Source organism: Paludisphaera rhizosphaerae (assembly GCF_011065895.1).
GTDB lineage: Bacteria > Planctomycetota > Planctomycetia > Isosphaerales > Isosphaeraceae > Paludisphaera > Paludisphaera rhizosphaerae.
In genome coordinates, this window is the sequence record NZ_JAALCR010000009.1 from 306,086 (window position 1) to 323,099 (window position 17,014).

The window sequence follows — 17,014 nt, forward strand, 5'->3', positions numbered from 1 at the left end:
AGACTTCGGACAACAACAGCAACTTCGGGACCCGCCCAATCCACGCGCGGCGGACCACTCGCCGATTGCCTAGCTCGCTGAAACGCTATAAGTTGGCGCAGTTGTTGCGGTCAGCTCAACCTGCGAGGTCGGCTTAGGCGATTGAGTCCAGAAAAACTGTTGGGTGGATCCTGGACTCGGCGTTAAAGTCGGTATAGTCTGCTGGAAATTCGCAAAACACCCAAAGCTCGCAGTTGGTGAGCTAGTATAGTAGAGCGAACTCTGCCTCCTGTACCGCCTCCGGCGTGTAAGCGAGTCTTCAGCAACTTTTGTTCGGCCCCCGTGGAGATTGCAACAATGCTTCGCTCTTCGTTGTTCGGCGCGGCCGCGCTAGCCTTCGCGGCTTCTCCGGCCTTCGCTCAGGCTCCGTCCAAGCAGGCCCCCGTGCCGGTCGCTCCGGCCAAGGTCGCGCCGGTCCCCGTCGCTCCGACCAAGGTCGCGCCGGTCGCTCAGGCTCCTGTGGCCCCGACCAAGGTCGCGCCGGTCGCCCAGGCTCCTGTCGCTCCGACGAAGGTCGTCCCGGTCGCGCAGGCTCCTGTGGCTCCGACGAAGGTCGTCCCGGTCGCCCAGGCTCCTGTGGCTCCGACGAAGGTCGTCCCGGTCGCCCAGGCCCCTGTGGCCCCGACCAAGGTCGCGCCGGTCGCCCAGGTCCCTGCCGCTCCGGCCAAGGTTGAGCCGACTCCGGTTGCTCCGACGAAGGTCGTGCCGGTCGCCCAGGCCCCGGTTGCTCCGACGAAGGTTGTGCCGGTCGCCCAGGCTCCTGTGGCTCCGACGAAGGTCGTCCCGGTCGCCCAGGCTCCTGTGGCTCCGACGAAGGTCGTCCCGGTCGCCCAGGCTCCTGTGGCCCCGACCAAGGTTGTTCCAGTCGCCCAGGCCCCGGTCGCCCCTGCCAAGGTCGCCCCGGTTGCTCAGGCTCCTGTGGCTCCTGCCAAGGTCGCGCCGGTTGCTCAGGCTCCTGTGGCTCCTGCCAAGGTCGCCCCGGTCGCTCAGATCCCGGCCACGCCTGCCAAGGTCGTCCCGGTCGCTCCGGCTGCCCCGGCTCCTGCCGCTCCGGCTGACGAGCCGCCGCCGGCCCCCGCCCCGGCTCCTGCCGCTCCGTCGATCCCGGCGGCTCCGACGATCCCGGCCGTCCCGCCGGTCCCGACCGCCAAGTGAGTCTGGGTCGAGTCGAGACGCGAAAATCACCGAAGTCCCCGGCCGTTGCTGGTCGGGGACTTTTTTTGCGCGCACGAACGAAGGAAATCGGCGATTCTCAAGACGGGGCCGCGCGAGGCGTCGCCTGAGTATAGGCAGGAAACGCGCTCGGCGCCTGGCGGATTCGCCCGGCGTGCCCCTAGAATGGACGAGCAACCCGGGACGGTGACGCCACCTCGATCCAACCGAGTCCCCCCATGAGGCTCCGCGATCTACCGCAGCGAGTCGTCGACCGCGTAAACCGTTCCAGCGCGGCCTGGGAGGGGCGGGACATCAACCCCCACACCCTTCGCTCCGTGCCTTCGTGGGGCGTCAGCCTGTTGTTGCATGCCTTGTTCCTGCTGTTGATGGCGCTCCTGATCCGTCATGGCGCTGGAGACATCCACGATCGCTCGTTCAGCGGCGAGATTTCCCCCCCCGGCGACCTTGGCGACGTCACGTCGCTCGTCGATGCCGATCGTTCGGGAGATCCGTTTACGAACCTGGATTCGCCCAACCCGCCCTCGATGGGCTTCGGCCAGCCTGACCCCGAGTTGAAGCTCACGAACCAGCCGGAGATCGCCGGCCTGTCGATGTTCGCCGGCGACGCGGCGGGCCCGACGCCCAAGCTGAACGCCACCCCCTCGCTGATGGGGACGGCCCCGATGCCGGGACTCTCCGTGAACATCCAGGCCCCCTTCTCCGGCCGCAGCGGCATCGCCCGCGCGGAGTTGGTTCGTCGCGAGGGGGGGACGGTTCATTCCGAGAAGGCCGTCGAGGACGGCCTGGCCTGGATCGTCCGCCATCAGAAGGCGGACGGGTCGTGGGTGCTGAACGTCAATGAGGTCTGCCAGACCTGCTCGCCCAATGCGTCGATCCTTTCTCAAACCGGGGCGACCGGCCTGGCCCTGCTCCCCTTGCTGGGCGCCGGCTACAGCCACACCGTCAAGAGCCGGCATCAGGCCGCGGTGCGACGGGGGCTGGAATGGCTCGTCGCGCATCAGCAGGAGAACGGCGACTTCTACGTCGGCGGTACGCCCATCGGCTGGCTCTACAGCCACGCGATCGCGTCGATGGCTCTCTGCGAGGCCTACGGCCTTTCGCGCGACCCCCAGCTCAAGGAGCCCGCGCGTCGCGCTGTAGCGTTCATCGTGGAGTGCCAGGATCCCCAGACCGGCGGATGGCGATATCGCCCTGGTCAGGCCGGCGACACCTCGGTCTTCGGCTGGCACATCTTCGCTCTCCGGAGCGCGAATCTCGCCGGATTGACGGTTCCCAAGCAGACGATTCGCGGCTGCACCGACTACCTGAACCTCGCCTCCACGGACGGCAAGAAGATCCTCTACGCCTACCAGCCCGATCGACCGGCGACGCCGGTGATGACCGCCGAGGCGCTCGTCGGCCGGCAGATCCTGGGGTGGCCCCGGGAGCATCCCTCGCTGGTCAAGGGGGCCGGCCGGGTCGCCGCCGACCTGGAGACGAACGAGGATCGGAACATCTATTACTGGTATTACGCCACCCAGCTCCTGCACAACATGCGGAACAAGGACTGGGAGCGCTGGAACCCCCACGTCCGCGAAGCCCTGATCCGCAGCCAGATCCACGCCGACGGCTGCCCCAACGGCAGTTGGGACCCCCAGTTCCCCAGCCCCGACCGCTGGGGCGTCGGCGCCGGCCGGCTCTTCCAGACCTCCCTCTCGATCCTGACCCTGGAAGTCTACTACCGCTACCTCCCCCTCTACCGCACGTCCGACGAAGACGGCATGGAAGGCATCACCCCGCCGCTGACGCCGAACGCCACGCCCAATCCGGTGAAGCAGCCGTGAATTGAAGCTGAAGGCGATCGAGGAGTGCAGGTTACGCCCATGTCTCAGCTACGGCGACCACTCAGTAACCTCTTGACGAGCCTCATGATAGCGATGATGTTCATCGCCTTCCTCCTTGCATTAGCCGACCAGATGAGTTCGGCCGAACTTACGGAGTCGGCCTTGAGGAAGGAGGCGTGGAACTTTCGGCCGAAGGATATCACCCTGGAATTCATGGTCCAAGTTCTGGGCGACCGTGGGATCGACGTCCTCAAGCAGGCGACGGACGTCGAGTTGCTGCGAGTAACCAGGGGTTCAGAGGAGGACAAGGTGGTGCCGACCGGCGTCATGCTGGGTGAAGCCGTTGCCTTGAGGACTGCCTCCCTGCTCATGGATCACAGGAACTACCTGGGCGCGCACCACCATCCCGTTCTGGACGACGCCTCGCTCCGCTTGGTCGGCTTGCGGTTCCGCAACGGTTCCTCAATCCTTGACGTCGTCACAGAGGTGGGAGGTGTGTGGTTCAGATTCGCCCTCCACGATCAGGCCGGAAGGAAGGTGCAATCGTCTGGTGGGCTTCAGTTGATGACCGACCCTGAATTAGTAGAGCTGTCCATGTGGCTTTCCCGCCAGGGATACACCGTCCGGGATGGCTGATCATTCGAAAGTTGTCCATCGGTTGCGATAGTTCGTTCGACCCCCTGGAGGAAAGACAGGCCGCGAAGAGGTCAGATTAGCGGGACGACCGCCGAATCGATTTCAGTTGCCGGTTCTCAGTCGTCAGAGCGGATCGTGGGGTGCCGTGGTTGAGAACTGGAAACTGCCAACCCACAACACCTGAGCGGCCGCCCTTACCTCTGATGATGGATGAAATTATGATGGTATTTTTGTGATTCACATATGAAACTATGTATGAACATCAGTCAAGTCGGAGGGCGATCGAGAGGCAGCGTTCATGTCCCAGCCCCGCGTAAGATTGACGAGCCTCATGATCGCTATGGTGTTCATCGCCTTCAGTCTGGCGCTGTTTAACCAGGTCAGATCGGCCGCGTTTCGAGAGGCGGCCTTGGAGCAGCAGTTGAGGGAGAGTCGGTCGGGAGCCTTCACCCTGGAAGTTATGCACCTCTTATTGAGCGACCGAGGGATCGAAATCCTCAAGCAGGCGTCAGATGTCGAGGTGCTTCGGGTCTCATGGCTCCCAGATGAATACGACGTCGAGGTGGCACCGACTGGAGTCATGCTGGGCGAAGCCATGGCTGCCAAGGTCGCTTGTGCGCTGATGGACCACAGGAACTACAGGCCCGGACACCGGGAGCCATTCATGGACTCGTCGCCACCGCCACCGCCGCTGGTCGGGTTGCGTTTCCGAAGGGGGGGGATCCTCGACGTCCTCGTCGAACCAGGATTCTCTGAGACTGCCTTGGGGGAGGTCCGGTTCAAGATTTATGATCAGGAGGGAAAGATAGTGCATTCATACGAATCGCCAATTGACATATGCAATCCTGAATTGCAACGGGTAATCAAGCGGCTGTCCCGTCAGAAAAACCCGGGTAAATAAGTGCGTCTCGCGCGCTATCGGGCCAACAGCGGCCTGCTATGAGGCCCTTGCCGGTCGAGAGGCAACTTCCATGTTCTGGCCCCGCATCAGTCCGAGAAGCTTCATGATCGGTCTGGCGTTCATTGCTTGCGCCCTGACGCTTCTCGGCGTGAACAGGCTGGCCGAGAGCCGGGAACGGGATTTGAGGATGCAGGTGGCCGAGTCCAGGTCGAGAAAACTTGCCCTGGAGGGGATGACCAGCCTCCTAAGCGACCGTGGGATCGACATCCTTATGCAGGCACCGGACGCCGAGTTGCTCAAGGTTTGTCAAGGCAGGTCGGAAGACGGTACCGCTCTCAACCTGGTCACGCCGACCGGCGTCATGCTGGGCGAGGCCGTCTCGCGGAGGATGACCTGCGTGCTGCTGGATTACCGCAACTACCGGTCAATAAACGCCGATGACCTGCCCGAGCCTGGATTCGGCCTGCGCCTCCGTAGCGGCTTCGGGACGGTCGACGTCCTCATGGACGCAAGCGAAGGATCTTCGCATCAGAATGTTTGGATAAACCGAACTCGGGATGGAGAGTTGATGCATGCGTCCGGTTGGAGATGCATGAACGACCCCGAGCTGCAAAAGCTGGTTGAGTCGATCCTCAGTCGGTGAGTTCCGAGCGGTCGCGAAGGAGACCTCGTTTGGCGAGCCAGCGAATCACAGTCGCAAAGATCGGCGGCGTCGCGGCCGACGTCGTCCTGGTGCGGTTGCGGGGATGGGCCGAGGCTCGCCAAAGCTCCGACCCCGATGAATGGTCGAGCGAGCAATGGCTTGCGAGCGTCCGAGTCGAGGTCGACGCCTTCGCCGAACGGCTGCGTGCCAACTCGCTCGCGCCGCCCGTGATTTTCTTCGTAGAGTGGTCGGACCTGTGGTCGATGGGCGATCTCTTCCGCCGTTGGCTCTCGCCGCCCGGCGGTCCGTCGCCGATCGAGATCCACGCCGATCGCGTCTCGGTCTTCGGCTACTCTCTCCCCGACGGCTACCGCCTGGCGTGCCACCTATCATCGGCCGGTCCGCAGCTATGCGACGAGTCGAACCAGTTCATCGCTCGGCTCCGCGAATCCCTCGAAGCCCGCCGCTCCCTGGCGGAGAAGTCCGCGTTGATCGTGGTCCGCGAGGTCGTCGGCGGCCTGGTCACGGATGAAGAAATGGAGGCTTCCCTGGCCGTCGTTCCGGAGTGGCTCCAAGGGTAGCCCGAACGCCAACCCTTATGGGCTGGGTCGAGACCCAGCTCAAGCAGGCCAGGGATTTTCCAGGCTGGGTCACGACCCAGCCTACGAGAACCGGAACGGCTTTTTACTTCGCGTTCGGGTTGAACTGCCGCAGCGGGATCGACTTGTAGACCACCAACTGGGCGACGCGGAGGCCGCGGAGGCGGGCTTCGATGGGCATGAGGAAGGCGTAGTCCCCCTTGCGGACGTAGTTGGAATTGCCGCGGGTGATCTGGGTGACGCTGACGCCGCTGGCGTCCTCGGGGAGGATCGTGGCGACGTTGTTGCCGGGGATGGCCAGCCGCATCGGTTGGGGCAGCATCAACGCGCCCACGACGTGGAGCCGCGCGGGGTTGCCGGTGATGCCGGGGGGGATCGGGTAGGCCCAGCCGTAGAGGAGGTTCTGGCCGCCGTAGTCCCAGGCGTTCATGAACCGGTTGAAGCCGGGGTCGATCGTGGTCACCGCCATGTTGTTCGGCAGGACCTCGGCGTACGTCGGGGCGACGAGGTTGCGGTCGGCGCCCTCGAAGTAGTCGACGTGGTTCGTTCGGATGATGTTCGAGCCGGGGCTGAAGCCGATCGCCTCCACCAGGGCTTCGTTCGAGATCAGGTCGGCGCGGGAGGGCCAGCGGATCAGGAACTCCTGGATGTCGTCGATCGCGATCGGGAACTGCTGGCCGACGTGGTTCTGGAGGACGATCCAGCGGTCGGTGGCGTTGATGACCTCGCCCCAGGCGCCCTCCGGCGGCGCAGGGGGAAGCCCGGGCGCCCCGCCGCCCATCGGCCGGCCGGCGATCGCGTCCTCCAGAGCCTGGCGGAGCGGATCCGGCTCCTGGGCCTGGAGCGTTCGAGCGTTCGGGCCCCATGAGGCCAGGATCGCGAGGGCCAGGCAGGCGGCGATCGAGATCTGGCGTCGTCCGTCGAAACGTCCCGTTCCGCTCATGGCCTTCGCTCCCCCGCTCTTCCTCTCGATTCATCCGATCGACGTGGCGCGCATGGCTCCAACTCCAAGATAGCGCCTCGGAGTGATTCGATCAACTCGGGAGAGATCGGATTCGGCCTGCACGCGTCGTTCGGATGGACCCTCAAGGGGAGTCGGAAGCCCCGAACAACGTCACCGGGACGACGATCCGAGGCACGCCGGGATTGTTCGTGCCGAGGATCAGGCCGGCGTCCAAGCGTCGATCGAGATCCGAAGGGTGACGGCCGCCGAGCCGCTGGCGCAGTCGCCATCGCCAGCAGAGCCGGCGCGAAGGCCGGCAGGACCCTCCGATTCATGGTGCCATTTCCCCTCAATACTCCGCGGAGGAGACGGCCTCGCCGCCGTTGCGAGTTCCCAAAGCCATCCACGTGCTTCGATGGATGCTGTTGGTGATGAATCGAACCGAGCCGTCGCAGAAGGCGGTCTGGACGCCGCCAGGATGATTGCTCCGGGCACCCACCAGGCCCGCGAGTGGGTGATAGCCGGCCCCGACGCAATCGGGAACGACGTCGTTCGGGATCATCACATGGTTGTAGCAGGTCTGCGAAAGGGTCCCGACCAGCCATGTAACGCCGCCGGACGTCGCGGACGCGGATTGCCGGTTCAAGGACGCGGCGCACTCCTCATACGCTTGAACTGGAAAGTTGGGGAGCCCGATCGGGCCGTAGTACATGTCCCTTCGCGGGTCGGCGGGCATCTTCCCGGAGCCGCGCAGCTTCTCGCCGAACGCCGCCGTGTTGCTCAGGCCGTCCGTCACGGCGGCGATCGGGATCGAGAAGACGTAATCGGAGAAGGGCCCGTTCAGGCCGGCCCCCGATCGCTTCGTCCCCTGGTTGCATCGATAACTATTGCCCCTGTTCCCCGAGGCACCGTCCGAGGGGCACAGGAAAGTCGAAACGACCGCCCCGACGACCGTCAGGTTCGCCTCCTGTCCCACGGGAGGGGGGGCTCCATTCGGTGAGAGCATGAACTCGTCGAGGCCCACTTCGAAGTTCAACGCGGCGAAGAGGTTCGCCTGGTCCAGATGGGGGAGCATCTGGGCGTGCGACGAGTAGGCCCGTATCAACAGGATCGACTTGTCGGGGCGAAAACTGGTGTTCCCCGTGCAAGACGGCATTCGGTTCCACTGCGCGGCGTAGGCACTCAGGGCGAGCCCCAGTTGCTTCAGGTTGTTCGCGCACGTCGCGCGGGACGCGGCCTCCCGCGCGCGGGAGACCGCGGGCAAGAGGATCGCCGCCAGGATGCCGATGACGCCCATCGCCACCAGGGTCTCCACGATCGAATACCCCGGCGAGCGAGAGAAGGGGAGCTTGGTCATGGGATGTAGATCGTTTTGCAGTCGTCCAGGGGGGCGTAGGGAGCCACGTTCTCGATGATTTCGGCGGGCGAGGCCGGCCGCGGCGCCCTGCTAACTCCGTAAGCTCACGCTCGGCGGCGATGCACGAAGATCGAGGCGAGTAAGAGGAGCCCCGAGACCCCCAGGATCGGAACGACGGGCCATTCAGAGGGAGTCCGCTCAGCCCGGAGAGGTTCGAGCGACTTGACGTCGTCCTTCATCGCGCCTGTCTTGGGCTTCGGATAGTATCGTTCCAGGAACGCAAGTCGCGTCCGCGCATTTCCCTCGTGGATCCGTGATTTTCCGGTGTCCTCGTCGTCGATCTGCGTCCCGGCGACGAGGCCCTTCGGCTTGAAGATCCCAGGGTCGAGATCTCCGTTGACCGACACCGAGCGCAAGAGGAACCGGCTCGACGACTCTTTTCCCGATGGGCTTTTGTTGAACACATCGGCTTCGGAGGGGATGAACCGGCCCTCCACCAGCTTGTAGCGAGTGACGTGAATTTGGAGGGCCTTGCGCGGCTTCCCCACCTCGACCACGCGCGGCAGCCAGTCGTGAGCGGGGTCGAGCTCGCATCGGACGGGATTCGATTTGAATCGGAAGGTGAATTCGACGACGTACCTGTCGGAACCGTCGTCGTTTCGGTCGACGGTCAACTCCGCTCCGTCGTCGAGCGAGCGGTTCAGCCGTTTCCCTCCGGGCATGAGGAGCCAGAGGAGCTCGTCCATTCCGCCCACGTAGGTGTCGTTCGTGCATGGAGAGTTGAGGACCGTCACCGTGTCGGCGATGTCGGGCTTTCCAGGTAGGGGGGTGATTCTGAAGGCCTTGTCTCCGTCGGCGCCTTGATTGGTGGCTTGTACTCGCTGGCCATCCCTGCCGATGAAGAAGGAACGGACGAAGTATTTCCCCCCGGAGGCGATCGCCACGCGGTCTTCCTGATACACGCGCTCCGGACCGTCATCGGATCTGGTGAGCTCGAACGTCGCGTCGATCGAATCGGTGGAATCCCACCAACGCGCGATCGCGTCGCGAATCTCTTCTCGGCTCGCCGGCTCTTTCGCGGACGAATGAGGAACGACGGCGAACATGACGACGCCCACCGCCAGGATGACCGCGGAACGCGAAGGGTAACCCACGATGACCTCGCTGGGAGGGAGGATGTCTGGATTACGACTGCCGTTTGGGAGAGTTGGATAGAGACTACCGTGAGAGCGGCCGGCGAGGCATGCGAAAAATCCATAAAAGATTTAAACATTGAGGAAGGACGAGAGGCTTTTTGGCCGGCGTGGCACGGAGGTTCTCGTGAAATCCATCAATAGCAATAGAGCGATCGGGGCGTCCGCGATTCGCGTCATCGAATCTGCAAACAGGATCCGAACGGCTTCCTGCTCCCTGGCGTACCTTCCTGTACTAGAATGGTGGAGGGGGTCGCGGCCGTTGCGTCGGCGGGGCGGATTTACGCCTTCCGCGCTCGCATGCATCTCCCTTAAGCTACACGGGACGCATCCACGGTCGCGGCCGACGGGCCGCGACGATCCACCGGGCCCACGGTCGTCGCGATGAATTCGGATTCCCAGATCGCCAACGAACATACCAGCGACTGGTCGGAATCCCCGGCGAAGTCGGATAAGCCCGCGCCGAGGGACCTCACCGGCCTGGTGCTGGGCGATTTCCGCGTCCAGCGGCTGATCGGCCGCGGGGGGATGGGCGAGGTTTATCTCGCCGAGCAGATCAGCCTGCGCCGGCCGGTCGCGCTGAAGGTGCTGCTGCCCGAGTGGACCTCGCGGCCCGCCTACCTCAGCCGGTTCTCGGTCGAGGCCACGGCCGTCGCCAAGCTCAACCACCCGAACATCGTCCAGGTCTACGCCCTGGGCGAGGCCGACGGGATCCACTACATCGCGATGGAGTACGTCGAGGGGACGAACCTCCGCGAGTACCTGATCCGCAAAGGGTCGCTGGAGATCCCCCTGGCGCTGTCGATCATGCGGCAGTCGGCCTCGGCCATCGGCGCGGCCGGCGAGGTCGGCCTGATCCACCGCGACGTCAAGCCGGAGAACCTCCTCCTCACCCGCAAGGGACGGATCAAGGTGGCCGACTTCGGCCTCTGCCGCGACTCGGAGTCGGACCGGCTCCACGTCACGCAGCAGGGGACGACGATGGGCACTCCCCTGTACATGAGCCCGGAACAGGCCCAGGGGCACTCGCTGGACCCCCGCAGCGACCTTTATTCGCTGGGCGTGACCTACTACCACATGCTGGTGGGCGAGCCCCCGTTCCGGGCGGAAAACGCCCTGGCGCTGGCGATGAAGCACGTCCGCGAGCCCGTCCCCAGCATGAGGATCCGCCGGCCCGACATCCCCGTCGAGCTGGATCGCCTGGTCCTGAAGCTGATGGCCAAGAGGCCCGCCGACCGCTACCAGTCGGCGGCCGAGATGCTGGCCGACCTGGCCAAGATCCGCAGCCAGATGACGACCGTCGCCGGCGCGGCGGCGGCCGACTTCACGATCCCGCCTCCCTCGATGGAGGCCGACGCCGACGAGCCCGCCGTCCCTTCGGGAGCGGCGTCGCGGTCGTCCTCGGCCGTCTCGTCGCGAGGGGTGGACGTCGGGGGGCTGATGCGGGCGCTCTCGGCCGGCGGGGAGGCGTGGTTCCGCCCCGGCGTTCTGGCCGCCCTCTCCGTGGCCGGCCTGACCCTGGGCGGGCTGCTGGGCTGGCGAAGCGTTGCGGACGCCCGGGCCGCCGAGCAAAAGCGGTTCGCCGCGACCGCCCCCGCCCTGGGCCTCGGCCCGCGCTGGACGTCGACGCCCAGGATGGACGACGCCGAGGCTCAGTTCCGCCACGCGCAGCTCGTCGCGCCGCCGAGTCGACTGGCCGCCGCCTGGCTGGCCGTCCCGGGATACTTCCCCGACTCGTACGACTGGTCGTCCGCGGCCTACCTCCAACTCGGCCGGTTCCTCTACCGCGAGCGCGACCCGGAACGGATCGAGACCCTGGCCCAGGAGCTTCGCGGCTGGCGGTCGAAGCAGTCCCGCGACGAACAGCTCGCCGACCTGCTGGAGATCTCCGGGATGCTCCTGCGGGGGGACGTCGACGGCCTGATCAACAGCCTGAACCGGACGGTGGACGTGAAGGACCGGGTCCTGTCCGACCCGGGGCTCATCGACTTCGGCGTGGAAGTCGTGGCCGATGCGCTGTGGACGCTCGACCGCCCGGGCCAGACCGGGGCCGAGGCCCAGCGGCCGAAGCTCCTCCTCCTGCGGCACCGCCTGCTGCTTTTGCGGAATCGCGTTCTGGCGACCGATCTCGCCGTCCGATGACGGCGGCCGACGGGCGTGATACTCTGGGGGGGCGAGTCGCGAAGGGTTCGGTCGCGCGAGAGCCGGGGAGAGGACGGGGATGGCCTTCCTGAAGCGAGCCAACGGCGAATCCGCCGGACAAATCATTGAGTTGAAGCAGGAGCGAACGGTGATCGGCCGTTCGCCCGAGCAGTGCCACGTCGTGCTCGGCCTCAACGGCGTCAGCAGGCTCCACGCCGCGGTCTACCGACGCGGAGACGAGTTTTACGTCTCCGACCTCAAGTCGCGGAACATGACCAAGGTCAATAACGTCAAGCTCGTCCCCGGCTCCGACCGGAGGCTGGCCACGGGCGACCGCATCAACATCTGCGACGTCGAGTTCGTCTTCCACGCCGCCGAGCCCAGCGACGAACGCAGCAACGACGGCGACCTCGTCATCGTCGGCGACGGCGAGGCCTTCGAGGTCCCCCCGCTGCACACGCTCGACGCCTCCCGGTCCAGCTCGGTCGCCAGCATGGTCAAGCCGGAGGTCAAGCTCAAGGCGATCCTGGAGGTCGCCCGCGACCTCTCCAGCGAGCTGAAGATCGATCAGGTCGCCCCTCGCGTGCTGGAATCGCTCTCGCAGCTCTTTCCCCAGGCCGAGCGTCTCTTCCTCGTGCTGGTGGATCCGGAGACCAAGCGCCTGGTCCGCAAGGCGACGAAGCTCCGTCAGACTCGCGGCCGGATCAACTTCAACCCCGCCATCCCGGCCGACGAAGCCCCGATGCAGATGAGCCGGTCGCTCGTCGAGCACGTCCTCGGCCAGAAGAAGGCGGTGCTCAGCCAGGACGCCGGGGCCGACAAGGACCTCCCCACCAGCGCCTCGATCGCCGACCTGAAGATCCGATCGGTGATGTGCGTGCCGATGGTCACCCCCAACGGCCAGGCCGTGGGGATCATCCAGCTCGACACCAGCGACCGCAAGCAGTTCCATCAGGAAGACCTGGACGTCCTGGCCGCGGTCGCCGGTCAGGCCGCGATCGCCATCCAGAACGCCCAGCTTCACGAGTCGCTCCTGGAGCGCGATCGGCTCGACCGCGACCTGAAGCTGGCCGAGCAGGTCCAGAAGCGGTTCCTCCCCCAGGAGGTGCCGGACATCTCCGGCTACGAGTTCTTCGCACACTACGAACCGGCCTACGAGGTCGGCGGCGACTACTACGATTTCGTCCCCCTGCCGGGCGACCGCCTGGCCGTGGCGCTGGGGGACGTCTCGGGCAAGGGAGTCGCCGCCGCCCTGATGATGGCCAAGTTCTCCGGCGACACCCGTTATTGCATGATCACCGAGAACGCCCCCGGCCCCGCCGCGGCCGAGCTCAACGCCCTGCTCTTCTCGGCGGGCATCGAGGAGAAGTTCATCACGTTGAGCCTGAGCGTACTGGACCCCCGCCGCGGGACCTTGCAGATCGCCTCTGCCGGCCACCTGCCGATCCTGATCCGACGCGCTGACGGCCGTGTCGACGAGATCGGCGCCGACGCCGCCGGCTTCCCGCTGGGGATCGTCCCCGGGGCCGAGTACCAGCAGGTCGAGGCCCGCCTGGGGCCCGGCGACGTGGCCGTCGTCTACTCCGACGGCGTCACCGACGCCCGCAACCTCCGCGAGGAGTTGTACGACTGCCGCGACAAGCGGCGGTTGATCGAACGGCTGGCAGAGACCGCCGGCGGCCCCGACTTGATCGGCAAGACGATCCTCCAGGACATCCGCGAGTTCTCCCGAGGCCACGTCCAGGCCGACGACATCACCTTGATTTGCTTCGGCCCGGTCGTCGCCCGCCCGGGCGTCGAATCGACCGATCCCGAGGACTCCTCCTCGCCATGAGTACGTCGCTGCGGCTCAACAACCTCCGGCTCGACCTGGACGACCCCGAGGAGTCCCTCCCCGCCCGCGCGGCGGGGACCCTGGGTCTGGGCCCCGACGCCGTTCTGGGCTGGCGGATCCTCCGTAAATCGCTCGACGCCCGCCGCGTCGACGACCTACATTTCAGTTATGCGATGGAAATCCAGCTCCCCCAGGCCGAGGCCGACCGGGCGCTGGCTCGCACGCCTTCCGGCGGCGCGGGCGTCGAGGTCCGGCCCTTCCAGGCCGAGGCCTTCGAATGGCCCGAGCCGGGATCGAGCCCTCTGGAACATCGTCCGGTGGTGGTTGGGGCCGGCCCCGCGGGGCTGATCGCCGGCTACCTGCTGGCCCTCAACGGCTACCGGCCGCTGGTCCTGGAACGCGGCCGGGCCGTCAAGGACCGCGTCGCCGACGTCCGCCGGTTCGACGCCGGCGGGCCCGTCGACCCCGAAAGCAACTACCTGTTCGGCGAAGGGGGGGCCGGAACCTTCAGCGACGGCAAACTCACCTCGCGCGGCGGCGGCCCGGACGTCCACCGCGTCCTGGAGATCCTGGCCGACTGTCACGGCAAGCCGTCGATTCTGTATGAACATCGCCCGCACCTCGGCTCGAACCGTCTGCCGCTGGTCGTTAGAACCCTTCGCAAGAAGATGGAGGAACTCGGCGGCGAGATCCGCTTCTCCTGCCGGGTCGAGGATCTCGACGTCGTCGACGGTCGGCTCCGAGGCCTGGGGACCAGCTCCGGTTACATCCCGGCCGACGTGGCGGTCCTCGCCGTCGGCCACAGCGCTCGAGACACCTACGACATGCTCCTGCGGCGGGGCGTCCCGCTGCAGGCCAAGCCGTTCCAGTTCGGCGTCCGGATTGAACAGCCCCAGGAGCAGATCAACCGCGCCCAGTACGGTCCCAAACAGGGCCACCCCGCGTTGGGGGCGGCCGACTACGGGCTCTCGGTCCGGGCCGGGGCCTGCGACCTGTTCACCTTCTGCATGTGCGCCGGCGGATACGTCATGCCCAGCGTCAGCGAGCCCGGTTACTTCTGCTCCAACGGCATGAGCGAAAGCCGGCACGACTCGCCGTTCGCCAACAGCGGCCTGGTCGTCACCATCGACCCGGCCGAGTCGAGCCCTCATCCGCTGGCCGGCGTCCACTTCCAGCAGCGCTACGAGCGCGCCGCCTACGTCGCGGGAGGCCGGTCGTACGCCGCCCCGATTCAGTGGGCGCGGGACTTCCTGGCCGGCCGTTCCAGCCGGGGGAAGCTTCCCTCAAGCTACACCCGAAACGCCGTGAAGCCGATGGACCTGGGCATGCTCCTCCCCGACAAGGTGGTGCAAGCCCTGGTGAAAGGGTTGCCGATCATGGACCGGCGGCTCGACCGGGGCTTCCTCCGCGACGCCACTCTGACCGGCCCCGAGTCGCGCGGCAGCTCCCCCGTCCGGATCCCCCGGGACGCCGGCAGCCGTCAGAGCCCGGCCGTGGTCGGCCTCTACCCCTGCGGCGAAGGCGCCGGCTACGCCGGGGGGATCATCAGCGCGGCCGTCGACGGTCTCCGAACCGCCCGCTCCCTGGTCGCCTCCTTCGCCCCCCCCGGTTGAGCCGAGGCGGCCTGCCGCCGTCGATTCTTGCAGGACGCCGAGCGGTTTTTCTTTTGAACTTTGCGGTCAAGTTTTTAACATGACGTTGCTTCGCTGCGTTTCATCTTTCGGGACGTCGATGCGCCCATGATCATCGCATGCCCACAATGCGGCTTCTCGGGCAAGGTCCCTGACCACGCGGCTCTCGCGCCCCACCAGGCGCGTTGCCCGAAGTGCCGTTGCCGGTTCGATATCGGCGATCCCGACGTGCAAATCCCGGAGCCGGTCGGCCGCACGGACCTGCGCCACGACCTGGCCCGCCCTCGTCTGGACCCGAGCGACTCCTCGTACGAGTTGGACCCCATCGTCGACGGCTTCGAGGGGGTGTGGGACGTCCCCCTGGGCGAGGAATTCGAGGACGACGAGCACGTCCCTGCGCCGACCGCGACCTCGCGAGCGGTGATTTCCGAGGTTCCTCCGCCTTCCGGGAAGCGAGTGCCCGAGTGGATGCTCCGGCCGTTTCGCATCTCGATGTGGCGAATCCGCCTGTTCCAGGTCTGGGCGATCCTGCTCCTCGTGTGGGCGGCCTGGATCGTCGTCCGAACGGCGATCGCGTTGTCGCGGATGGACGACGCCCAGTTCCTCTCCAACGACGATCTCCTCCGGCCGATCCTCGCGGTGGTCGTGCTGGTTTCGACGTCCGCCCTCCTCTGTCTCTCCGTCGACGTCAGCCGCCGTCTCATCCGCCTGACCTACGCCCCCACGTCGCCTCCACCCGTGTCGGCGCCGGTGGCACCCCCTTCTTCCGGAACCCTCGGCGCTGTCTCCCGCCGCGTCAATGGGAATGGGGTCGACTTCACGCAACGACGCAACGGCTCTCACGGTTGACCGCCGGCGGCCTGCGGCGGAAGCCCTAAGGCCTCGTCGATCATAGAGATGGGTGCCGTGGCCATTCTTGCGTGGCCATGAACCGCCGTGCGACCGGCACATGCGGATTTGTCGGCCGAAGCGGCGCGTGAAAAGTCTCGGCAATCGGAATCACCTCGCTCGTCGTGCGGATCGTCTCTCCCAGGTGACATTCCCGCCGCGACGATCGAGGAGACTCCGCCATGGCCGCTACCGAGGCTCAGATCCGCGCCAATCGCGCGAACGCGCAGAAATCGACCGGGCCGAAGTCCGACGCCGGCAAGGCGCGGGCTCGGATGAACGCGCTGAAGCACGGGATGAGGTCGAAGAAGCCGCTCGTGCTGCCGCAGGAGGATTCGGCGGAGTTGGAGGCTCGGATCCAGACGTGGGTCGAGGATTGGGAACCCGCGAACGCGATCGAACGGGCGCTGGTCGAGCGCGGGGCGCGGGCTTCGTGGGCGCTGGAGCGTGCGGAGCGTTACGAGGCGGCGCTGCTGGCGAGGCGGGTGCGGAGAGCGATGCTGACCTCGCGGGCGAAGGGGGCGGCGAAGGTCGCCGCGCTGGGGCGGAGGCTGTTCGCGATCGTCGGCAGCTTCGCCTCCGGCAAGGCGGCCCCGCCGTCGGACGACGAGCCGGCGGCGATCGTCGCGACGCTGGAGGATTCAGCCGAGGGCGTGCGCTGGATGCTCGACCGCTGGGGAGAGATCCGCTCATTAATCGACAGCGACCATGTGTTCACGTATTGTGATAAGTACAGGTTCGTCCGGCTTCTGGGGAAGCAGGCGGGCGACGCCGCCGAGGATCCGGCCCTGAACGCGATCTTCCTGGCCTGGGAGGCGCTGGAGGAGGACGGCGGCGTCGGGTTCTGGAAGCGGTTGCGGCGGGACTCGCCGTTCCACGACCCGACCTACAGCCAGTGGCAGCACTGGCGCGAGCTGGCCCCTCCGCCCGCCGACGAGGACGAGGCGCGGGCGACGTTGCGGGCGGTCGTCGACGGCGAGGCCGACCGCCTGGGCGAGCGGTTGGCCGAGTTGGAGGAGGTCGAGGGGGACGACGCTCTGGAGCGAGCGGAAGCGGCCTCGTTCCTGCCCGGCGTCGAGGGCGAGCGGCTTCGGCGATACCAGTCGGCGCGGGCGCGCGAGCTGTTCCGGGCGGTGCAGACGCTGACGAAGATGCGGAAGGACGCGGCCTCCGATCGAGACCATAACGGCCTTCCCCCCTCGCGGGGGG

13 protein-coding genes and 1 pseudogene are annotated in these 17,014 nt (G+C 66.4%); 11 read left to right on the forward strand and 3 right to left on the reverse strand.

The features are described 5' to 3' along the window. The first annotated feature begins 336 nt into the window (after positions 1-336). From G5C50_RS33095 to G5C50_RS14300, 6 genes are all read left to right on the forward strand, one after another. Positions 337-1,194 (forward strand): hypothetical protein, encoded by an 858-nt coding sequence (locus tag G5C50_RS33095; RefSeq protein ID WP_165070460.1) that lies wholly within the window; start codon positions 337-339, stop codon positions 1,192-1,194. 236 nt (positions 1,195-1,430) lie between these two features. Continuing rightward, entirely contained in the window at positions 1,431-3,038 is a 1,608-nt protein-coding gene (locus tag G5C50_RS14280) for a prenyltransferase/squalene oxidase repeat-containing protein (RefSeq protein WP_165070462.1), read from the forward strand. Between the two features lie 84 nt (positions 3,039-3,122). Next, positions 3,123-3,674 carry a hypothetical protein gene (locus G5C50_RS14285; protein ID WP_165070464.1) on the forward strand — a complete coding sequence of 184 codons (552 nt, stop codon included), beginning with the start codon at positions 3,123-3,125 and terminating at the stop codon, positions 3,672-3,674. Between the two features lie 298 nt (positions 3,675-3,972). After that, on the forward strand, positions 3,973-4,575 hold the full coding sequence (locus G5C50_RS14290) for a hypothetical protein (RefSeq protein ID WP_206107701.1): 603 nt from the start codon (positions 3,973-3,975) through the stop codon (positions 4,573-4,575). A gap of 103 nt (positions 4,576-4,678) precedes the next feature. Continuing rightward, the gene (locus tag G5C50_RS14295; protein WP_165070470.1) at positions 4,679-5,218 is read left to right on the forward strand and encodes a hypothetical protein; all 540 of its coding nucleotides are present in this window, start codon (positions 4,679-4,681) and stop codon (positions 5,216-5,218) included. Positions 5,219-5,247: 29 nt separating this feature from the next. Then, entirely contained in the window at positions 5,248-5,799 is a 552-nt protein-coding gene (locus tag G5C50_RS14300; protein ID WP_165070473.1) for a hypothetical protein, read from the forward strand. A gap of 103 nt (positions 5,800-5,902) precedes the next feature. On the opposite strand, the gene G5C50_RS14305 is transcribed toward G5C50_RS14300, so the two are convergent. From G5C50_RS14305 to G5C50_RS14315, 3 genes are all read right to left on the reverse strand, one after another. Beyond that, the gene (locus G5C50_RS14305) at positions 5,903-6,760 is read right to left on the reverse strand and encodes a hypothetical protein (RefSeq protein WP_165070476.1); all 858 of its coding nucleotides are present in this window, start codon (positions 6,758-6,760) and stop codon (positions 5,903-5,905) included. Between the two features lie 349 nt (positions 6,761-7,109). Beyond that, entirely contained in the window at positions 7,110-8,117 is a 1,008-nt protein-coding gene (locus G5C50_RS14310) for a DUF1559 domain-containing protein (RefSeq protein WP_165070479.1), read from the reverse strand. Positions 8,118-8,221: 104 nt separating this feature from the next. Beyond that, a complete protein-coding gene (locus tag G5C50_RS14315) occupies positions 8,222-9,271 on the reverse strand; it encodes a LolA family protein (RefSeq protein WP_165070482.1) in 1,050 nt (349 codons plus the stop codon). 423 nt (positions 9,272-9,694) lie between these two features. On the opposite strand from G5C50_RS14315, the gene G5C50_RS14320 reads away from it, so the two are divergent. The 5 genes and pseudogenes from G5C50_RS14320 to G5C50_RS14340 form a co-directional block, all read left to right on the forward strand. After that, positions 9,695-11,452, forward strand: a complete 1,758-nt coding sequence (locus G5C50_RS14320) for a protein kinase domain-containing protein (protein ID WP_165070484.1) — start codon at positions 9,695-9,697, stop codon at positions 11,450-11,452. Between the two features lie 79 nt (positions 11,453-11,531). Next, positions 11,532-13,286 carry a SpoIIE family protein phosphatase gene (locus G5C50_RS14325; RefSeq protein ID WP_165070486.1) on the forward strand — a complete coding sequence of 585 codons (1,755 nt, stop codon included), beginning with the start codon at positions 11,532-11,534 and terminating at the stop codon, positions 13,284-13,286. After that, positions 13,283-14,899 (forward strand): NAD(P)/FAD-dependent oxidoreductase, encoded by a 1,617-nt coding sequence (locus G5C50_RS14330; protein WP_165070488.1) that lies wholly within the window; start codon positions 13,283-13,285, stop codon positions 14,897-14,899. Before G5C50_RS14325 ends, G5C50_RS14330 begins: the two co-directional genes overlap by 4 nt. Before the next feature lie 126 nt (positions 14,900-15,025). Continuing rightward, a complete protein-coding gene (locus G5C50_RS14335; RefSeq protein WP_165070490.1) occupies positions 15,026-15,766 on the forward strand; it encodes a zinc ribbon domain-containing protein in 741 nt (246 codons plus the stop codon). Between the two features lie 221 nt (positions 15,767-15,987). Further along, a pseudogene (locus G5C50_RS14340) lies at positions 15,988-17,014 on the forward strand (hypothetical protein); the annotation flags it as partial.